This window comes from Prauserella marina (genome assembly GCF_002240355.1).
Lineage (GTDB): Bacteria > Actinomycetota > Actinomycetes > Mycobacteriales > Pseudonocardiaceae > Prauserella_A > Prauserella_A marina.
Genome location: NZ_CP016353.1, coordinates 5,343,373 through 5,361,216, shown reverse-complemented (window position 1 = coordinate 5,361,216; position 17,844 = coordinate 5,343,373). Strand labels below are relative to the sequence as shown.

Here is a 17,844-nt window from a genome sequence, read left to right as displayed (position 1 = left end):
ATGAGGTGACGCCGTGACGATGGCCGCCGCCGACGACGAGATTTGGCAAGCACTCGACCTGGAAGCCAGTACGACGAGCACCATCGTGCTGGTGGCCGCGGGTATCGCCTTGCTCGCCGTCGTGGTGCGCGCGCCGTGGCGCTTCGCCCGCAACGTCATCACGATCGTGCACGAGGCTGGGCACGCGCTGGTCGCGGTACTGGCCGGTCGGCGGCTACAGGGCATTCGCCTGCACTCCGACACCTCCGGCGTGACCGTCTCGCGAGGCAAGCCGGAAGGCGCGGGCATGGTGCTCACGGCGCTCGCCGGATATCCGGCGCCAGCCCTGCTGGGACTGGCCTTCTCCGGCTTCGTGGCCGGCGCGAACCTCAGCGCGGTTCTGGGGATCGCCGCGGCTTTGCTGCTCGGGGTGCTGATCATGGTTCGCAACGCGTACGGGGTGTTCGCGGTCGTCGTGTCCGCGGGGGTGCTGGCCGGAGTGGCCCTGCTGGCGCCGCCGGGAATGCAGGCGGCGTTCGTGTACCTGATGACGTGGTTCCTGCTGCTCGGCTCCGTGCGTCCGGTGTTCGAACTGCAAGCCAAGCGCCGCAGGGGAGCGGCGCGCGACTCCGACATCGACCAGCTCGCGAGACTCACCGGGCTTCCGGCGGCGATCTGGCTGCTGGTGCTGGGTGTGCTCATCGGCAGCTGTGTCGCGCTGGGCGGGATGTTGCTCATCGAACCGGCGGTGCGCTGAACCGGTGGTGTGCTGAACCGGCGGACATCCGGGCTCAGGTCGGCCTTGCCCTCGCGCGCGTGCGGAGGCCACCGCGCCGGAGTTCGAGGCTGGAATGCAGCCGGACCAGCTCCGAAGTCCGTGGGCGCCGTGCGGCACACTGGTGTGTCGAACAAGCGATGCGCGCGGGCCGACCCGGCGCGGATGTGAGAGGGCTGACCTGTGGTGGCTGTGGCGGACGAGGTGACGGTGGCGGTCGAGGAGTGTGCGCGCGCTGCGAAGCGGGCAGCCCCGTCCCTCGCGACAGCCGGAGACGACGCGATCGACGCGGCGCTCCACGGGATGGCACGCCGGTTGCTCTCCGAAAGGGCGGTCATCCTCGAAGCCAACGCGGCTGATGTGGCCAAGGCCGAGGCCGAGGGAATGAGCGCGGGGCTGCTCGACCGGCTCACCATCACCGAGGAACGCCTCACCGGTATGGCGGAACAGCTCAGGCTCCTCGCCGGTGCGCCGCATCAGCAGCGGTCGGTCCCGGTGTCTTCCCTCGAAGGTGGGCTGCGGCTGATCGAGCGGCGGCGGCCGGTCGGCGTGATCGGCGCCAACTACGAGGCGAGGCCCAATGTCACGGTCGACGTGGCTTCTCAGCTCGTCAAGTCGCGCAACGGTGGCGTGCTGCGCACCGGATCGGCCGCGCTCGGTTCGGCGCGGCGGCTGCTGGAGGTCGTCGTCGCACCCGCGCTCGCGGAGGCAGGGATCGACAGCGACGTCATCCAGCTCGTCCCCAGGGCCGAGAGGGAGGCCGCGGCGGCGCTGGTCCGGTTCCCCGATCTCGTGCCGTTGGTGATCCTGCGGGGCAGCGGTGACAGTACGAGGGCGCTTGCCACCGAGGCGGCAACTCACGGCGTCCGCACGCTCGCGCATGCCGACGGTGGTGGGGTGCTGTACGTCGACGTGGCGGCCGACGAAGCGACGGTTCGGACCCTCGTCGACAACAGCCTCGACCGGCTCGGTGTCTGCAACAGGCTCAACCTGCTGCTCATCCACGAGTCGGTTTACGAAACGTTGTGGCCGGTGGTGGAAGGGGTGCTGGCCGAGCGGAAGATCCGCGCTTCACTGCCGCCACACGAGCACGCCCTCGGGTACGAGTGGGCGCTGGACTCGGACGAGGAAGCCACGGTGACCGTCGCCACGGTCCCGGATCTCACTCACGCGGTCTCGATCGCCAACGACCAGACGTCCGGGCTGGCCGCAGGCATCGCGACGGAGGATGCCGAGGCCGCCGAAGCGTTCTTCGACGGCTACCAGGGCACAGGGGTGTTCTGGAACGCGCCGACGCGGCTGCTGGACGGATTCAAACTGCTCGGCGTGCCGGAGACCGGTATTAACCTTGACAAGGTGCCGGGGCCGCGTGGCCCGGTGACCTACACGGACCTGTACGTGCGGCAGTACGCAGTCGTGCCGGCAGGCCGCTGACCGGCAAGCCCGCCGGGCCTGTCGAACACAACACGCAGCACACAGCACGTAATGGTTGCCCTGCCTGGGCGGAGTCGCGGGCGTGGCGTTGCCAGAACCCGTTGCCCTACCAGGAGGATGACCATGGCCGACAAGGCCGACCACGTCCAGGACGTAAGCGGAACCGAGCGGGAACCCGATCCCGCCGACACCGGTGCCACTGCCGAAACGGCGGACACCGCTGACGCGGCGGACACCGCTGACGCCAGTGACGACGGCAAGGACCAGGACCGTGCCGACACCGAGAACGCGGACGCGGATACCGACAACACCGCTGCCGACAACATCGCTGCCGCCGCCGATACCGGCACCGCCGACAACAGCACCGCCGCGGCCGACAGCACCGACGGCACCGACGGCACCGGCACCGCCGACACCGACACCGCCGCCGGTGATCCCGGGCAAGACGACGCTGCCGTCACCTTCGCCGACCTGCACCTGCGGGCGGAGTTGCTGACCGCGTTGTCCGAATTGGGCTACGAGGAGCCGACCCCGATTCAGCGGGCCGCGATCCCTTCGCTGCTCGCCGGTCGTGATCTCGTCGGCCAGGCCGCCACGGGAACCGGCAAGACCGCGGCGTTCGCGTTGCCGACGTTGCAGCGGATCACCGGGCGCGGCAAGCGGGACACCGGAAAAAAGGGTCCCGCCGCGCTCGTGCTGGTGCCGACGAGGGAGCTGGCCGTCCAGGTTTGCGAGGCCATGCACCGGTACGGCCACAAGATGGGGAGCAGGGTCGTTCCCATCTACGGCGGCCAGCCCATCGTCAGGCAGATGAAGGCGCTGGAACGCGGTGTCGACGTCGCCGTCGCGACGCCGGGCAGGGTGCTCGATCACCTCGCGAGGGGGACCCTCTCGCTCAGTGACATCGAGGTCGTCGTGCTCGACGAGGCCGACGAGATGCTGGACATGGGCTTCGCGGAGGACATCGAGGCGATCCTCCAGGAGACCCCCGACGAGCGGCAGACGATGTTGTTCTCGGCCACCATGCCACCGCGAATCACCGGTATGGTCCGCCGCTATCTCACCGATCCCGAGCGCATCGAACTCGGCAAGAAGGCCTCGACCGACGGCGAGACGGCGAAGGTGCGGCAGACCGCCTACGTCGTCCCGAAGGGACACAAGCCGGCCGCGCTCGGCAGGGTGCTCGACGTCGAGGCGCCGACCGCTGCCGTCGTCTTCTGCCGCACGAGGGAAGAGGTCGACCGGCTCACCTCGACCCTGAACGGTCGTGGCTACCGGGCCGAGGCCCTGCACGGCGGCATGGATCAGAGCCAGCGGGACAGGGTCGTCGGGCGGTTGCGCAGTGCCTCGACCGACCTCGTCGTGGCCACCGACGTCGCGGCGCGCGGGCTCGACATCGACCAGCTCACTCACGTCGTCAACTTCGACGTGCCCAGCGCGCCGGATGTCTACGTGCACCGCATCGGCAGGGTGGGGCGAGCAGGCAGGGAAGGCACCGCCATCACCCTCGCCGAGCCGCGCGAACACCGGATGCTGAAGACGATCGAGCGGGTCACCGGTCAGCGCCTCGCGGTGCAGAAGCTCCCGACCATCGCCGACCTTCGCGCGCAGCGCCTCGAACAGACAAGGGCCGCGTTGTGGGAGAACCTTCAGGAGGAGAACCTCGACCGGTTCCGCGCCGTCGTCGAACCGCTTGCCGAGGAGTACGACGTCGTCGAGGTGGCCCTGGCAGCCGTGAAGCTGGCCCACGAGGCGGGCGGCGTGGTGAGCGAGGAAGAGGAAATCCCCGAGGTGACCTCGTGGCCGCCCGACGAGCGCAGGGGCCGCAAGGACCGTGGTGGCAAGGAGCAGCGGCGCCCGAGGGCCGCGGCGTCCGGGATGACGAGGCTCTTCGTCGGAGTCGGCCGCCATGCCGGTGTCCGGCCACAGGACCTGGTCGGTGCCATCGCGGGTGAGTCGAGGCTCAGGGGCCGCGACATCGGTGCCATCGAGATCGCCGACCGGTTCTCCCTTGTGGACGTACCCGATTCGGCGGCGGAGGACGTGATTTCCGCGCTGCGTGGCAGCACCATCAAGGGCAGGAAGGCAACCATCCGCAGGGAGCGCTTCACCAAGGGACGGTAGCCGGACGGCGGGCGGTTTCTCGCGAATCAGCGGAAGCCGCTCGCGCCGGGTGAATCCTGTAGCCGGATCAGCGTCGCCGTTGTCGCGACGGCGGGCGCTGTTCGACCTGTCCGGTGAGTCCGAGCAGGTCGGCTGCCAGTTCCTGGCCGCTGTCGAAGGGCTCGGCCCTTCGCAGCGCCGAGGGCCGGAGCCGGTTGTAGCCGCGGACCGTGACGGCCCTGCGGGTCCGGAGCTCGTAGCCAGGTGCCCCGGCAAGTCGTTTCGCCAGTTCCCTGTCGACGAGGATCGTCCCCGGCCGCGCGACGGCGGTGAGCCTGCTCGCCAGGTTCACCACCGAGCCGTACACGTCGCCGAATCTGCTGAGTACTCGTCCGGCCGCGAGCCCTGCCCTCACCGAAGGCAGCGCCTCGTCCGCGTCGGCGCGCTCGGCCAGCGTCAGCGCGATCTCGGCCGCGGCGACGGGCGCGTCGGCCACGAACAGCACCTCGTCGCCGATCATCTTCACGACCCTGCCGCGAAGTTCGGCGATGACCTCGGTCGCCATGGCCTCGAACCGGTCGAGTACCTCGCTCAACTCGGACTCGTCGGCCCTTCGGGTCAGCCTCGTGTAACCGACCATGTCGACGAAGCCGACCACCTCGGCCTCGGCACCGGCCTGGCCTTCGTCGGCGGAGGCTACGGCACGCGGCGCGTAGGCGGCGAGGTGCCTGCGCCACACGAAGTTCTGCACCTGCTCCAGTTCGGGTAGCAGCCCGGCGACGAGCTTGCCGACCTGCCGGTCGTCGGCCGCGAGTTCTGGATTCTCCTCGAGCAACGAGCCGAGCAGATCGGCCTGCCATTCGGCGAGACGGGACAGGTGCAGCCCGACCGTTCGTGCGACGGCCGTCTCCTGTCGTTTGTCGAGCAGCCCTGACGCGACGAGCCGGTCGGTGACACGCATGGCTTCGACGTCTGCCTCGGTGAACACCACCTGGTCGTCGGGGACACTCGCGAACCCCAGCGCCATCCAGAGCTGTTTCGACCGCTCCTCGGGGACTCCGGCCCGCTCGGCGACCTGTAGCCGTGTGTACTTGCGTTTGCCGCCGAGCAGAATGCGTTCGAGCCGCTGCGGCAGGGGTTCCTCGGCCATCGCGAGTCGCGCCGCGCCCGCTACGTGGTGTGCACGATGAGCACGTCGACGCCGGACTTGCGCGCCACCTCCGATGGAACGGAGCCGAGGATCCTGCCCGCGAGCGTGTTCAGTCCTCTGTTGCCGACGACGAGCAGGTCGGCCGCCTTCTCGGTGACGATCTTGCGCAGCGAATCGACCGGTTCGCCGACGACCGCGATGGTCTCGATGTCGCCCGCTCCCGCCTTGGCCGCCCTGTCCCTCGCGGTTTGCAGGGTGTCCTCGGCGGGAGCGGAACCGACGACCTGGTAAGCCTCTTCGCGCAGCTCTTCCTGCGCTTTCTCGATGTCGTGCTTGCCGGCCGGGTAGTAGGCGCACGTGATGACCAGGGTGGCTCCCGCGTCCGCCGCGACACTCGCGGCGCGGTCGACGGCTGCGAACGACGTGTCCGAACCATCCGTGCCAACGACCACGGTTCGATAGGCGGCCATCGGGTCCTCCAACTGCTTGTCGGCCAGGACTGACAGTGCCTGCCGAGCCCCGGCCGAAGCGGGGCTCAGCGAGCACAGAGGCCGACAGTAGCGGGTCGGGCGGCCCGGCGCAGCAGTTACCTACTCGCGAGTTGGTTTTGCTCCGACGGCCGCCGTCTCGCGTACCGTCCGCTCGCCGACGCCGTTGTGGTCAGGCTCCGGTTCGATCTCGGGAGCGGAGGCGATGATGGGTTCCGCGCTGTCGAGCGCCTCGTTGGCCTGCGTCAGCATCGCGCGAGCCGACTCGACCTGCTCCGCGATCTTCACGCGGATCTTGCGCAGTGCCTCGACCTTGTCGGTGGCTTCCCTGACCCGGCGGGCCGAATCCTCCGTCGCCTCCCTGACGCGCCGGTTGGCTTCGTCGGTCGCTTCGGCGACGCGTGCGTTCGCCTCGCTGATCGAGTTCTGCTTACGCCTGTTCGTGTCCTCAATAGACTCGCGCTGGCGTCGCTCGATGTCGTTTCGTGCCTTGACCTGCTCGGCGGCGACCTCGGCGCGGATGGTGGTTGCTTCCTCCGTCGCCTCGCGAACGCGGCGTTCCGCCTCGGCCTTGCTCGCCGCTTCCTGTTCGGCGAGTGCGCGCATCGCTTCGGTGCGCCGGGTGGCCATCGCGATCTCGAAGTCTTCCTCGACCTGGGTCCGCCGCTGATCGGCTTCCCTGTCGAGCCGGTCACGCTCTTCCGTCGCCTTTGTCGTGATGGCCTCGGCCTCGGCCCTCGCGTCTTCGAGGACCTTGCGGTGCTCGGCCTCCATCTCCCTGCGGCGCTCGGCGAGTTCGGTCAGCAACTGCTCGTACCGGGCCCGCATGGCGCTCGCGTCGGACTCGGCTTTGGCCCTGATGTGACCGGCTTCCGCCTCGGCGCGCGCCTTGGTGTCGCTGGACTCCTCCTGAGCGAGGCGCAGCATTCGCTGTAGGCGCTCGGAAAGACCCTCGATCGTGGTCGGCGGTTGGGCGAGTCGTTCGACCTGACCACGCAGATCGTCGATCTCGATCCGTGCGGATTCGAGCTGCCGTGCCAGATCGCCCGCATGCGAGATGGCCGCGTCCCGATCGGACGTGAGCATCTTCAGGTCGGCGTCCAGCCGTTCCAAATGCTCGTCAACCTGCCCCCGGCTGTACCCACGCTTCTCGAAATCGAAGCCGGCACCTAGCGGCACGAGCTCCCGTTCCTCGCCAAGGCTCATGGCTCCACCCTAACGGGCCTTGCGGACTACACGCCTCTGAACGTCTGTATCCCGGTGAGGTGTTTCGCGCGGGTCTGCTCATCGCGCACTCCGAGCCCTTCCTCCGGCGCGAGACACAGCACGCCGACCTTGCCTTGATGGAGGTTGCGATGCACGTCGAAGGCGGCTTGCCCGGTGTCGGCGAGCGCGTAGGTCCTGGACAGGGTCGGATGGATTCGTCCTTTGGCGATGAGCCGGTTGGCTTCCCACGATTCCCGGTAGTTCGCGAAGTGGGAGCCGATGATGCGCTTGAGGTTCATCCACAGGTACCTGTTGTCGTACTGGTGCATGAAGCCCGAGGTCGACGCGCAGGTGACGATCGTGCCGCCCTTGCGCGCGGCGAAGACCGAGGCCCCGAAGGTCTCTCTTCCCGGGTGCTCGAAGACGATGTCGGGGTCTTCGCCACCGGTGAGTTCGCGGATTCTCGCGCCGAAGCGCTGCCATTCCTTGGGGTCCTGGTTGTTGTCGTCCTTCCAGAACCGGTAGCCCTCCTCGGTGCGGTCGATGACGAGTTCGGCGCCGAGGTTTCTGCACAGTTTCGCCTTCTCGGGGCTGGAGACGACGCAGACCGGGATGGCGCCGCCGCCCAGCGCGTACTGGGTGGCGTAGGAACCGAGTCCTCCCGAAGCGCCCCAGATCAGCACCACGTCGCCCTGTTTCATGTCGGCGCCGTTGCGGGAGACCAGTTGCCGGTACGCGGTCGAGTTGACCAGACCTGGGCAGGCGGCCTCCTCCCAGGTCAGGTGCGCCGGTTTCGGCATGAGCTGGTTGGCCTTGACCAGCGCGAGTTCGGCGAGGCCGCCGAAGTTCGTCTCGAAGCCCCAGATCCGCTGCTCGGTGTCGAGCATGGTGTCGTTGTGTCCGTCGGGGCTTTCGAGTTCGACGTTGAGGCAGTGCGCGACGACCTCCTGGCCCGGCTTCCAGGAGTGCACCCCCGGCCCCGTGCGGAGGACGACGCCGGAGAGGTCCGAGCCGACGACGTGGTAGGGCAGGTCGTGCCGCTTCGCGAGTTCGGAGAGCCTGCCGTAGCGCTGGAGGAATTTGAAGGTCGGCAGTGGCTCGAAGATCGACGTCCACACCGTGTTGTAGTTGATGGCGCTGGCCATGACGGCGACGAGCGCCTCGCCCGGCCCGAGTTCGGGCACCGGAACCTCGTCGAGGTGCAGTGACTTCCGAGGGTCCTTGTCCTTGCTCGGCAGCCCGTCGAACATGTCGACGTCCTCGGCGTGCACGGTCATCCCCCGGTAGTGCGCGGGGACCGGAAGCGAGCCGAGTTCGTCCCCGTTTCCGGAGATGATGGCCTGCTGGATGTCGCTCATCGTGCCTGTCATGGGCGCCTCCATGAGGTGGAAGGGGCTCGGCGAGAAAAACTACTGACCGGTAACCAGGTGCACAACTGTAAGCGCGAGGGCGGTCCCGCGCATCCCCTGTTCGTTATCCCACCTGTGGCCGAACGGTAATTGACCGGCTGGCCAACCAAGGCGCACGATTGACGAGGGGACCGCGACGGCCACGGTTTTCCCTCGACGAGCGCGACGACCGCGCCCGCCTTGCCAACTGTTTTCATCGGAGGTGATCACGATGGCTGCATCCTCAGGCTCGTCAGCCACGTCGGCGTCATCGGCGAGGAGCTGGACCCGCCCTCACGACTGGGTGGAGGTCGTTCTGGGTGCCGTGCTCGCCCTGTCCCCGATCTGGATGTCGACGGACAACGCGGCGATGTGGACGATGATCGTGCTCGGCGCGCTCATCGCGCTGGACGGTCTCGTGTCGCTCGCGGTACCGGGGCTGATTTACGGCGAGGGAGTCCAGGTCGTACTGGGAGCGCTCGCGTTCATCTCGCCATGGGTCATGACCTACACCGGATTCACCGGTGCCGCGTGGACGTCCTGGATCGTCGGTGGGCTCACGGTGATCGCGGGGGCGGCGGCACTCCCCATCGCGAGCTCGGCTCACCGTGCGGCGAGCCAGCACTGAGTGATGGCGCGGGGCCCGGTCCGTGTCGTCACGGGCACCGATCGGGCCTCTCGCCCTTTCCCCTGGGGCTATCGTGATCGCGGCGGGTGCGGACCACCGCGAGCACAGCGAAAAGGGGGAGTGATGGGGCGCAAGCAGACCGACGACCCCTCCGCGAGGGAACGCATCCTTCTCGCGGCCGAACGATTGTTCGCCGAACTCGGTTTCGACGCCACCCCGACCTCCCGGATCGCGGAGGTCGCCGGGGTGCCGAAAGGACTCGTTCACTACTACTTCCGGCGCAAACACGATCTGCTGTCCGCGCTGGTGGAACGCTTGCCGGACGAGCAGGTGGAGCCGGCGGGCGTCGTGGTCGCCGGAGACATCGCGCAGAGCCTGCGCGGACTCGTCGCCGAACTCGACCGGCGGCTGTCCAGCTCGCGCGTGCTCTCCCATCTGCTGTGGCGGGAGTCCGACACGCACAGGGCGATCCGCGAGGCGCTTCAGAGCCGCTACGAGGTCCTGGTCAAACAGGTGCGGGCCGTCATCAACGGCGCGGCGGGTCACCGTGTCCTCCCGCGGGAGGACGTCGACAGCGCGGCCGCGCTGCTCGCGCTCGCGATCAGTTACCGGCACTCCGTCGCGCGTCACTCCAAGGATTCGCTGCCCGAGGAGATGGAGCGCGAGCTGACGTTCATCGCGGGTTCGCTCACCCTGCGCGCGCAGACGGCGCAGGGCATTGGTGGTTCGTAAGGCCGGTACGTGAGGCTCATTGCTCCTGGCCTGGCTCGACCAGCTCGACGAGGACCCCGCCCGCGTCCTTGGGATGCACGAAGTTGACCCTGCTGCCCGCCGTGCCCCTTTTCGCCTCCGGGTAGAGCAACCGCAGGCCGTTGGCCCGCAGCGTCTCGGCGGCCGCATCGACGTCGGTGACCCGGAACGCGAGTTGCTGGAGCCCTGGGCCCTTGCTGTCGAGGAATTTCGCGATCGTGGATTCCGGCCGGAGCGGAGCGAGCAACTGCACGGCGGGGCCCGCGCCGTCACCTGGCGCGTGCAACATGGCTTCCCTGACGCCCTGTTCCTCGTTGACCTCGGTGTGCGTGGCTTCGAGTCCGAAGTTCGCCGCGTAGAACTCGATTGCGGCGTCCAGGTCGGCGACGGCGATCCCGACGTGATCGATGGTCGTGATGAACGGCTCCAGTGCCTTTCGCATACCCGACAGGATAGGCACCGGGCGTGCGGATCTTCACAAAGTGTGATTCGCGCTGCCTTCGATTCAGAGCGGTTTCCGGCCGGTATCGTCGAGCTGTTCGCCGGTGCGAAGAAGCAGCGCGTCGATGACAACAGGAGGCTGTGGTGAACATGGTGACCGGTTCCGTGATCCTGGGTGCCGCCCGTACGCCGATCGGTCGGCTGCTCGGCTCGCTGAAAGATTTCTCGGGCGCGCAGCTCGGCGGCTTCGCCATCAAGGCGGCACTCGAACGCGCGGGCGTCGCGCCGGATGCGGTGCAATACACGATCATGGGCCAGGTGCTGACCGCTGGAGCCGGTCAGATTCCCGCCAGGCAGGCCGCGGTCGCGGCAGGCATCCCGATGGACGTTCCCGCGCTCACGATCAACAAGGTGTGCCTTTCCGGGCTCGACGCGATCGCGCTCGCCGACCAGCTCATCCGCGCGGGCGAGTTCGATCTCGTCGTCGCGGGAGGGCAGGAGTCGATGACCCAGGCCCCGCACCTGCTGCCGAAGTCGCGCTCCGGCTTCAAGTACGGCGACACGACACTTGTCGACCACATGGCCCACGACGGCCTCTTCTGCGCGTTCGACCAGGTCGCCATGGGCGCCTCCACCGAGAAGTACAACTCGCGGTACGGCCTGACGAGGCAGGACCAGGACGCCTTCGCCGCGCGTTCGCACCAGCGCGCCGCCGCGGCGATCGCTGACGGCACGTTCGCCGAGGAGATCGTCGACGTCGAGATCCCGCAGCGCAAGAAGGATCCGCTCGTCTTCGGCACCGACGAGGGCGTCCGCGCCGACACCACGGCGGAGGGACTCGGCGCGCTGCGGCCCGCGTTCGCGGCCGACGGCACCATCACGGCCGGTTCGGCGTCGCAGATCTCCGACGGTGCCGCCGCCGTCGTCGTGGCGAGCAAGGCCAAGGCAGCCGAACTCGGCATCGCGCCGCTCGCCGAGATCGGCGCGCACGGGGTGGTCGCAGGCCCCGACGCGAGCCTGCACGAGCAGCCTGCCAACGCCATCAAGGCCGCGCTGGCCAAAGCAAAGCTTGAGGTCGGCGACCTGGACCTGGTCGAGATCAACGAGGCGTTCGCCGCGGTCGGTCTCGTTTCCGCTCAGAAGCTCGGCCTCGCCGATGACGTGGTGAACGTCAACGGCGGCGCGATCGCGCTGGGTCATCCCATCGGAGCCTCGGGCGCGCGGCTCGCGGTACATCTGGCCTACGAACTCCGCAGACGAGGTGGCGGCCTCGGCGCCGCTGCCCTGTGCGGCGGTGGTGGCCAGGGTGACGCGCTGCTGATCAGCGTTCCGAAGAGCTGAGCGAGCGGTCCGGCGGGGAAACCCGTGATCGACGTCGGTGAGCTGGTCGAGCAGGCTCGGGCCGGAAAGGCGCGCGCCGTGGCGAGGCTGCTCTCACTCGTCGAGGACGATCATCCCCGCCTTCCCGAGATCGCGGCGGCGCTCGTCCCGCACACCGGGGCGGCCACGATCGTCGGGCTCACCGGCCCGCCGGGGGTCGGCAAGTCGACGTCGACGTCCATGCTGCTCTCGGCTCTGCGCGAGCGGGGAAAGCGGGTGGCCGTGCTCGCCATCGACCCCTCGTCGCCGTTCTCGGGCGGCGCGTTGCTGGGTGACCGGATCCGGATGACGGAGCACGCCACCGACAGTGGGGTGTTCATCCGCTCCATGGCGACAAGGGGACATCTCGGTGGGCTTTCCTCGGCGACTCCCGCCGCGGTACGGGTGCTCGACGCGGCGGGTTTCGACGTCGTACTCATCGAAACCGTAGGTGTCGGTCAGTCCGAAGTGGACGTCGTAAGGCTTGCCGACACCACCGTCGTGCTGCTGGCTCCCGGCATGGGAGACGGCATCCAGGCGGCGAAGGCCGGAGTGCTGGAGATCGCCGACATCTTCGTCGTCAACAAGGCCGACCGGCCGGGCGCCGATGCCACGGTGCACGAGTTGCGCTCGCTTGTCGCGATGAGCAGAAGAGAGATCAGTGGCGCGAGCTGGCGGCAGCCGATCGTTCGGACGGTCGCGGCCGAAGGCGTCGGCGCCGACGAGGTGGTCGCCGCGCTCGCGGAGCATCGCACCTGGTTGCGTGAGCGGGGAGAACTCGACCGGCGCAGAACAGGAAGGGCCCGCGCCGAGATCGAGGCCATCGCACTGCGCAGGCTGAGGTCGGAACTGGGCGAACTGCGGGGGCGAGACCGGCTCGGTGAACTGGCCGAGGGAGTCGTCGCCCGCGAACTCGACCCCTACCGCGCCGCCGATCGGCTCGTCGCCGAGCTACACGGCGGGCAGGGGTAGCGAGGCCGCCGGCCCGGCACGGAGAATCCGCGCCGGGCGGAGCGGTGATCAGACGACCGTGCCGTCAGCGTCGTCGCTGTCGTCAGCGTCGTCATCGCCGTCGCTGCTGTCGGCGAGCTTCCACTTGAGCTGGAACTCGATCTCCTCCTCGCCGTCGCCGCGCTCGTGCTCGATCGAGAACTCGGCCCTCGCGGGAACCCTGATCCGCTCGCCCGCGATCTGGATGCGGAACGGGGTCTCCGATTCCAGCGCGTCGGCCAGGCGGCGCAGTTTCGCCACTACCTCCGGCGTTGAATAGAAACGTTCGATGTCGCGTGGGGTCGCACTCACGGTGAACTCCGTTTCCGGTTGAGGCCAAGCGGTTCTGGAGAACCCTCCAGTGCCGCTATTGAACCGGTAGGGGTTCCGGTGAATCCACCCGGGTAGGCGCCAGGGAATCCTTTACCTGGAACCAACAAACCGATCTGTATTAGGGGTGTCGACCGGCCCCGCCCGCTTCGGCGAGCACGGTGCGCAGCGCGGACAGTGCGCCGGTATAGGCGTGTTCCGGCGGCGTCGTGTACCCCACGACGATCCCTTGTGGATGGTCGCAGGGGGTCATCCAGTGCGGGCCGAGCGCTTCGAGGCCCAGTGAATGCCGGGCCGCCGCCGCGAGGACGTCCTCCTCACGGGGCCCGGAGGGAGGCAGGCGGAGCAGCAGCTGCAATCCGGCGGGGATGTCGTGCTTGGCCACGGCGTCGGGAAACGTCGCGAGCAGCAGGTCCCTCCGTTTGCGGTAACTTGCCCTCCTCCGCCGGATGTGCCTGCCGTATGCGCCGGAGTCGAGTAGTTCGGCGAAGGTGAGTTGCTCGATGACCGGGGCCCGCCAGCCCTGCCATTCCAGCGCGGCCCTCACCGGTTCGACGAGCACCCTCGGCAGTACCAGCCAGCCGAGCCGGAGGCCGGGGGCGAGTGTCTTGCTCACGGTGCCCGCGTACGCGACGCGTTCCGGGGCAAGCGTTTGCAGCGCCCCGACCGGTGTTCGGTCGAACCGGAACTCGCCGTCGTAGTCGTCTTCGAGCACGAACGCTCCGCTCGCGCTCGCCCACTTCGCGAGCGCGGTCCGCCGCCCTGGCGCCAGCGTCACGCCGAGCGGAAAGTGGTGCGCTGGGGTGACCACGACCGCCGGGCTGTCCACTGAGGACACATCGATGCCTTCGTCGTCCACGGGAACGGGAATGACGCGCGCGCCTGCCGCCTTCGCGATGTCGCGGAACCGGTACAGCGAGGGATTCTCGAAGGCGATGTCGGTTTCGCCGAGCTCCCGCAATGCCGTCGTCAGCAGGGAGACCGCGTGCGAGAACCCTCCGCACACCACGATGCGTTGCGGGTCCGCGACGACGCCTCTGCTTCTGGCCAGGTAGCTCGCGAGCGATTCGCGCAGCCTGGCCACGCCGAGCCGGTCGCCGTACCCGAACAGCGAGGCGGGGGTGTGTTGCAGCACGCGCCGGGTCGCGGAAGCCCAGTCGTCGCGGGGAAACGCGGACAGGTCGGGCTGCCCTGGCCGTAGATCCCACCGGGGCGCTCCTGGTCCGGAGCGCGCGTGCGGCGGGGGCGAGGGCCGCGGGACGTCGGCGGCGACGGTTGTCGGCGCGCCCTGCCTGCTGTGCACGTAACCCTCCGCCGTCAGGTCGGCGTAGATCCTCGTCACGGTGCCTCGCGCGATGCCGAGATCGCTCGCGAGCGCGCGAGTGGAGGGCAGTACGGCGCCGTGGGAGAGCCGTCCCTTGCGAATGGCGTCGCGGATCGCGTCGGCGAGGCCGAGGCGGCCAGTGCCGGGATCCCAGTCGAAGTGCACGTCAGGACCCAAACTGGTCCACGTTCTTGCCATATAACTGGACCATACAGATGGACCAGTTGTGGCTAACGTGGAGGACGTGACCCAGCGGATCCAAATCAGTGCCACCCTGCCCGCCGCCTACAAAGGGCTTGTCGCCCTGCACGACACGATCGAGAAAGCGGCTGCCGACGCCGGTCTCGACCAGTCGCTTTTCGAACTCGTCAAGATCAGGGCATCCCAGCTCAACGGCTGCGCCTTCTGCCTCGACATGCACTCGCGGGACGCGCTCAAGCTCGGCGAGACCGCGCAGCGGGTCGTCATGGTCGCCACGTGGTGGGAAACCGAGCTGTACACCGAGAAGGAGCGGGCGGCGTTCGCGCTCACCGACGCCGTGACGAAACTGTCCGAGCACCAGGAAGTGCCGGACCAGGTCTACGAGCAGGCCACCGCCGTGTTCACCGAGGAGCAGTACTCGGCCGTGATCTGGGCCATCGCGGTGATCAACGCGTTCAACCGGCTCGGCGTCACCAGCAAGAAGCTGCTTCCGAAGGAGCCGTGGTGAGCGCGGGGACGCTCAGGGAACTCCACGTTCCGGGAAAGCCGCTGCTGCTGCCGAACGCGTGGGACGCCGACACCGCGACACTCGTCGAGGAGGCGGGGTTTCCCGTGGTGGCCACGAGTTCGGTCGCCGTGGCCAGGACGCTCGGCTACCCCGACGGTGAGGGCACACCCGTCGGCGAGGTGTTCGCCGCCGTCGCCAGGATCGCGCGCGTGGTGTCGGTACCGGTCACGGTCGACGCCGAATCCGGGTACGGGCTGGAGCCTGCCGAGCTTGTCGAGCGATTGCTTGAGAGCGGGGCAGTCGGTTGCAACATCGAGGACACCGACCACGGTAAGGGAGCGCCGAGGGAGGCGGGCGAACAGGCCGACCTGCTCGCCGGTATCCGGCAGGCCGCCGGTGACGCGCTCGTGCTCAACGCGCGGGTCGACATGTTCCTTCACGGCGACGAGCGGACGGCGTTCGACGAGGCCGTCGGACGGTCGCGCCGTTATCTCGACGCGGGGGCGGACTGCGTCTACCCGATCCTCGCCAAGCGAGCGGACACGATCGCCGCGCTGACCGAGGCCCTGCACCCCGCCGCCGTCAACATCACGTATCTCCCTGATGGACCCGGTCTCGCGGAACTCGCCGGACTGGGAGTGGCGAGGGTGTCACTGGGCGGCGGTCTGTGGCACGCGGGCAGGTCCTGGCTCAAGGACCGGCTTACCGCACTTTCCGGAGGCACCCCGCCCTACTAGTGACCGTGGGCGCCAGGTGCGGGCGGCCTGCACCTGATCGCGGTCAGCGTGCCCTCCAGTTCGAGTTCACCCGCCGCGTGCGGGATGACGAACGTGTCGCCCTTGCCGAGTGGCTGCTCACGGTCGCCGGATCGCAGTGAACCGGCACCGTCGAGCACCACCAGCACGGCGAAACCGGGGTCGAGCCGGAGCGGCTTGTCCCCGGGGCTCAGCCGTTCCGCGCGGAAGAACGGACCCGAACCGGCGGCCAGGAGGTCCACAGTGGACTCGGTGCTCGCCGCCGTGTGCTTGACGATCGAGCCAAGCCGCTCCGGGTCCCAGCCCGTCGTGTCCAGCGCGTCGAGCGCGGTGTCGAAGCCGATTCCGAGATGTCCCCGCTCGGGGTTCGCGAGGAAGTCCCTCCACTCGATGGTGAGTGAGAAGTCCGTCGGCTGCTGGAGCTCCACGACGAAAACCCCCGCGCCGATGGCGTGCGGCAGCCCGGAAGGGATGTACACGGTGTCGCCAGCGCGCACGGGAATGCTGTTGAGTGCCCCGAGCATGGCTGGTGCGTCCTGATCGCGTACCCATTCGCCGATCGCGTCCTTCGAGTGGGTTTCCCTGAACCCCGCGTGCACTGTCGGATCCTCGCCGTGCGTTCCCACCACGATCCACGCCTCGGTCTTGCCGAAGTGTGAGTCGAAGTGCCGTTCGGCGAAGCCGTTGTCCGGATGGAAGTGAACGGGCAGCCGCTGGCCCGCGTCGAGCAGCTTCACCAGCAGCGCCGTCGACACCCCATAGGCCGCGAGGTGCGGTTCGCCGAGCCAGCCGATCGGATCGGCGGCGACCGCGTCGCGCAACCATCGTCCGTCAGGCAACCTGGTGAGCCCTTCGGTGTCCTTGCCGTACAAGGTCGTCGTCGACGCGACCCAGTCCTCGGGGCCGAAGTCGAGTACGTCACCGCCGCGCAGCGCGGCGATCGCCTCGCCGCCCCGGTAGAACTGCGCGGGCTGGTTGGCAGGCAGCCGCAGCGGTTCCAGTGGCGTGTTCATGGGGCGCTCTCCTCGCGGGGCAGGGGATGGGATCGGTCGATGAGCCGCATGGGCAGTACGACCTTCTTCGGCGGGAACCGGTCTCCTCGCGTTCTCGCCAGCAGCAGTTGGGCCGCCGTCGTACCGAGCGCGGTCAGGTCGCTCGCGACGACCGAGACCGGAGGATCGAGCAGGTCGGCCAGTTCGAAGTCGTCGAAGCCGACGAGTTCGGGCCGTCGCCCTCCGGCCGCCAGTGTCCGCAGCGCCGCGACCGTGATCCGGTTGTTGCCGGTGACGATCGCCGTCGCGGCCCCCGTGTCCCGCAGTGCCGCGCTCACGTCGGCGAGGTCGGTTTCCGTACCCCGCGCGCGCAAGCCGAGCCGGACCAGCCGCTCGTCGTAATCAATACCTGCCTCCTCGCAGCCGCGGCGGAAACCGAGCAGCCGTTGTCGCGTGGTGTGGATCTCCGGAGCGTCGCCGAGGAAGCCGATCTCGCGATGACCGAGCCGCGCGAGGTGGGCGACGGCCATCGCCGCGCCGCCCTCGTCGTCGGCGAGCACGGTGTCGGCGTCGAGTTCCCCGCAGGGGCGGTCGACGAAGACGACGGGGGTTCCGGCCTTGAGCTCGGCCGCGAGGTAGTCGTGTCGCTCGCCGCAGGCGATGATGACCAGCCCGTCGACTCTCCTCGCGCAGAATTCGAGCGCGAGATCGCGTTCCCGCTCCTCGTCGCCCTCCGACGACGCGGCGAGCACGTGCCGTCCGCCCGTCGCCGCCGCGCGCTCGATCGCACGGTGCAGTTCGGAGTAGAAGGGATTCCCGATGTCCTCGACGATCAGACCCAGCGTGCCGGTTCCGGATCCGGTTCGCAGGTTGCGGGCACCGGCGTTGCGGCGGAACCCGAGCCTTTCGATGGCGGCGTGAACCTTCGCCGCAGTGCCCGGATGGACGGGTGCCTCGGCGTTGACGACCCTCGACACCGTTTTGATGCTCACCCCCGCCGCGCGCGCCACGTCGGTCATGGTTGCCCTGCGGGGCGGCTCGGA

General features: G+C 68.8%; 18 protein-coding genes. 9 read left to right on the top strand and 9 right to left on the bottom strand.

From position 1 onward, the window contains the following. The first annotated feature begins 19 nt into the window (after positions 1-19). From BAY61_RS24610 to BAY61_RS24600, 3 genes are all read left to right on the top strand, one after another. A complete protein-coding gene (locus BAY61_RS24610) occupies positions 20-736 on the top strand; it encodes a M50 family metallopeptidase (RefSeq protein WP_091807493.1) in 717 nt (238 codons plus the stop codon). 210 nt (positions 737-946) lie between these two features. Then, positions 947-2,188 (top strand): aldehyde dehydrogenase family protein, encoded by a 1,242-nt coding sequence (locus tag BAY61_RS24605; protein ID WP_091807183.1) that lies wholly within the window; start codon positions 947-949, stop codon positions 2,186-2,188. A gap of 123 nt (positions 2,189-2,311) precedes the next feature. Then, positions 2,312-4,312 (top strand): DEAD/DEAH box helicase, encoded by a 2,001-nt coding sequence (locus BAY61_RS24600; protein WP_091807186.1) that lies wholly within the window; start codon positions 2,312-2,314, stop codon positions 4,310-4,312. A 67-nt stretch (positions 4,313-4,379) separates the two neighbouring features. Here the strand turns inward: BAY61_RS24600 and BAY61_RS24595 are convergent, their stop codons facing one another. The 4 genes from BAY61_RS24595 to ccrA form a co-directional block, all read right to left on the bottom strand. Next, complete coding sequence (locus BAY61_RS24595; RefSeq protein WP_091807187.1) at positions 4,380-5,441, bottom strand: adenylate/guanylate cyclase domain-containing protein; 1,062 nt, start codon at positions 5,439-5,441, stop codon at positions 4,380-4,382. A gap of 20 nt (positions 5,442-5,461) precedes the next feature. Beyond that, positions 5,462-5,911: a universal stress protein gene (locus tag BAY61_RS24590; RefSeq protein WP_091807188.1), complete on the bottom strand. Its 450-nt coding sequence runs from the start codon at positions 5,909-5,911 to the stop codon at positions 5,462-5,464. Positions 5,912-6,031: 120 nt separating this feature from the next. Beyond that, positions 6,032-7,135 carry a coiled-coil domain-containing protein gene (locus BAY61_RS24585; RefSeq protein ID WP_091807189.1) on the bottom strand — a complete coding sequence of 368 codons (1,104 nt, stop codon included), beginning with the start codon at positions 7,133-7,135 and terminating at the stop codon, positions 6,032-6,034. Between the two features lie 26 nt (positions 7,136-7,161). After that, positions 7,162-8,493 carry a crotonyl-CoA carboxylase/reductase gene (gene ccrA / locus BAY61_RS24580; RefSeq protein ID WP_420848833.1) on the bottom strand — a complete coding sequence of 444 codons (1,332 nt, stop codon included), beginning with the start codon at positions 8,491-8,493 and terminating at the stop codon, positions 7,162-7,164. Between the two features lie 262 nt (positions 8,494-8,755). Here ccrA and BAY61_RS24575 point away from each other — a divergent pair, with 262 nt between their 5' ends. Further along, positions 8,756-9,151, top strand: a complete 396-nt coding sequence (locus BAY61_RS24575) for an SPW repeat protein (protein WP_091807494.1) — start codon at positions 8,756-8,758, stop codon at positions 9,149-9,151. 123 nt (positions 9,152-9,274) lie between these two features. Then, a complete protein-coding gene (locus BAY61_RS24570; RefSeq protein ID WP_091807193.1) occupies positions 9,275-9,883 on the top strand; it encodes a TetR/AcrR family transcriptional regulator in 609 nt (202 codons plus the stop codon). Positions 9,884-9,899: 16 nt separating this feature from the next. On the opposite strand, the gene mce is transcribed toward BAY61_RS24570, so the two are convergent. Continuing rightward, positions 9,900-10,343: a methylmalonyl-CoA epimerase gene (gene mce / locus BAY61_RS24565; protein WP_091807195.1), complete on the bottom strand. Its 444-nt coding sequence runs from the start codon at positions 10,341-10,343 to the stop codon at positions 9,900-9,902. A 152-nt stretch (positions 10,344-10,495) separates the two neighbouring features. Between mce and BAY61_RS24560 the strand changes: the two genes are divergently transcribed. Both BAY61_RS24560 and meaB read left to right on the top strand, forming a co-directional pair. After that, positions 10,496-11,683 (top strand): acetyl-CoA C-acetyltransferase, encoded by a 1,188-nt coding sequence (locus BAY61_RS24560; RefSeq protein ID WP_091807496.1) that lies wholly within the window; start codon positions 10,496-10,498, stop codon positions 11,681-11,683. A 27-nt stretch (positions 11,684-11,710) separates the two neighbouring features. Further along, the gene (gene meaB / locus BAY61_RS24555; RefSeq protein ID WP_170140234.1) at positions 11,711-12,673 is read left to right on the top strand and encodes a methylmalonyl Co-A mutase-associated GTPase MeaB; all 963 of its coding nucleotides are present in this window, start codon (positions 11,711-11,713) and stop codon (positions 12,671-12,673) included. 48 nt (positions 12,674-12,721) lie between these two features. On the opposite strand, the gene BAY61_RS24550 is transcribed toward meaB, so the two are convergent. Continuing rightward, complete coding sequence (locus tag BAY61_RS24550; RefSeq protein ID WP_091807199.1) at positions 12,722-13,003, bottom strand: amphi-Trp domain-containing protein; 282 nt, start codon at positions 13,001-13,003, stop codon at positions 12,722-12,724. 139 nt (positions 13,004-13,142) lie between these two features. After that, a complete protein-coding gene (pdxR, locus tag BAY61_RS24545) occupies positions 13,143-14,543 on the bottom strand; it encodes a MocR-like pyridoxine biosynthesis transcription factor PdxR (RefSeq protein ID WP_091807200.1) in 1,401 nt (466 codons plus the stop codon). A gap of 46 nt (positions 14,544-14,589) precedes the next feature. Between pdxR and BAY61_RS24540 the strand changes: the two genes are divergently transcribed. Both BAY61_RS24540 and BAY61_RS24535 read left to right on the top strand, forming a co-directional pair. Continuing rightward, positions 14,590-15,054, top strand: a complete 465-nt coding sequence (locus tag BAY61_RS24540; protein WP_091807498.1) for a carboxymuconolactone decarboxylase family protein — start codon at positions 14,590-14,592, stop codon at positions 15,052-15,054. Further along, positions 15,051-15,791 carry an isocitrate lyase/PEP mutase family protein gene (locus BAY61_RS24535; RefSeq protein ID WP_091807202.1) on the top strand — a complete coding sequence of 247 codons (741 nt, stop codon included), beginning with the start codon at positions 15,051-15,053 and terminating at the stop codon, positions 15,789-15,791. The genes BAY61_RS24540 and BAY61_RS24535 overlap by 4 nt, the downstream gene beginning before the upstream one ends. On the opposite strand, the gene BAY61_RS24530 is transcribed toward BAY61_RS24535, so the two are convergent. Further along, on the bottom strand, positions 15,788-16,822 hold the full coding sequence (locus BAY61_RS24530) for a class I mannose-6-phosphate isomerase (RefSeq protein WP_091807204.1): 1,035 nt from the start codon (positions 16,820-16,822) through the stop codon (positions 15,788-15,790). The genes BAY61_RS24535 and BAY61_RS24530 overlap by 4 nt on opposite strands. Beyond that, positions 16,819-17,820: a LacI family DNA-binding transcriptional regulator gene (locus BAY61_RS24525; protein ID WP_091807206.1), complete on the bottom strand. Its 1,002-nt coding sequence runs from the start codon at positions 17,818-17,820 to the stop codon at positions 16,819-16,821. Before BAY61_RS24525 ends, BAY61_RS24530 begins: the two co-directional genes overlap by 4 nt. Positions 17,821-17,844 lie beyond the last annotated feature (24 nt).

Bases quoted from the DNA above. Each gene is read 5' to 3' on its own strand.
- BAY61_RS24590 (WP_091807188.1), bottom strand. From the start codon at position 5,911: ATGGCCGCCTATCGAACCGTGGTCGTTGGCACGGATGGTTCGGACACG.
- BAY61_RS24585 (WP_091807189.1), bottom strand. From the start codon at position 7,135: ATGAGCCTTGGCGAGGAACGGGAGCTCGTGCCGCTAGGTGCCGGCTTC.
- BAY61_RS24595 (WP_091807187.1), bottom strand. From the start codon at position 5,441: ATGGCCGAGGAACCCCTGCCGCAGCGGCTCGAACGCATTCTGCTCGGC.
- BAY61_RS24525 (WP_091807206.1), bottom strand. From the start codon at position 17,820: ATGACCGACGTGGCGCGCGCGGCGGGGGTGAGCATCAAAACGGTGTCG.
- BAY61_RS24570 (WP_091807193.1), top strand. From the start codon at position 9,275: ATGGGGCGCAAGCAGACCGACGACCCCTCCGCGAGGGAACGCATCCTT.
- BAY61_RS24575 (WP_091807494.1), top strand. From the start codon at position 8,756: ATGGCTGCATCCTCAGGCTCGTCAGCCACGTCGGCGTCATCGGCGAGG.
- BAY61_RS24530 (WP_091807204.1), bottom strand. From the start codon at position 16,822: ATGAACACGCCACTGGAACCGCTGCGGCTGCCTGCCAACCAGCCCGCG.
- pdxR (WP_091807200.1), bottom strand. From the start codon at position 14,543: ATGGCAAGAACGTGGACCAGTTTGGGTCCTGACGTGCACTTCGACTGG.
- mce (WP_091807195.1), bottom strand. From the start codon at position 10,343: ATGCGAAAGGCACTGGAGCCGTTCATCACGACCATCGATCACGTCGGG.
- BAY61_RS24610 (WP_091807493.1), top strand. From the start codon at position 20: ATGGCCGCCGCCGACGACGAGATTTGGCAAGCACTCGACCTGGAAGCC.
- BAY61_RS24600 (WP_091807186.1), top strand. From the start codon at position 2,312: ATGGCCGACAAGGCCGACCACGTCCAGGACGTAAGCGGAACCGAGCGG.
- ccrA (WP_420848833.1), bottom strand. From the start codon at position 8,493: ATGAGCGACATCCAGCAGGCCATCATCTCCGGAAACGGGGACGAACTC.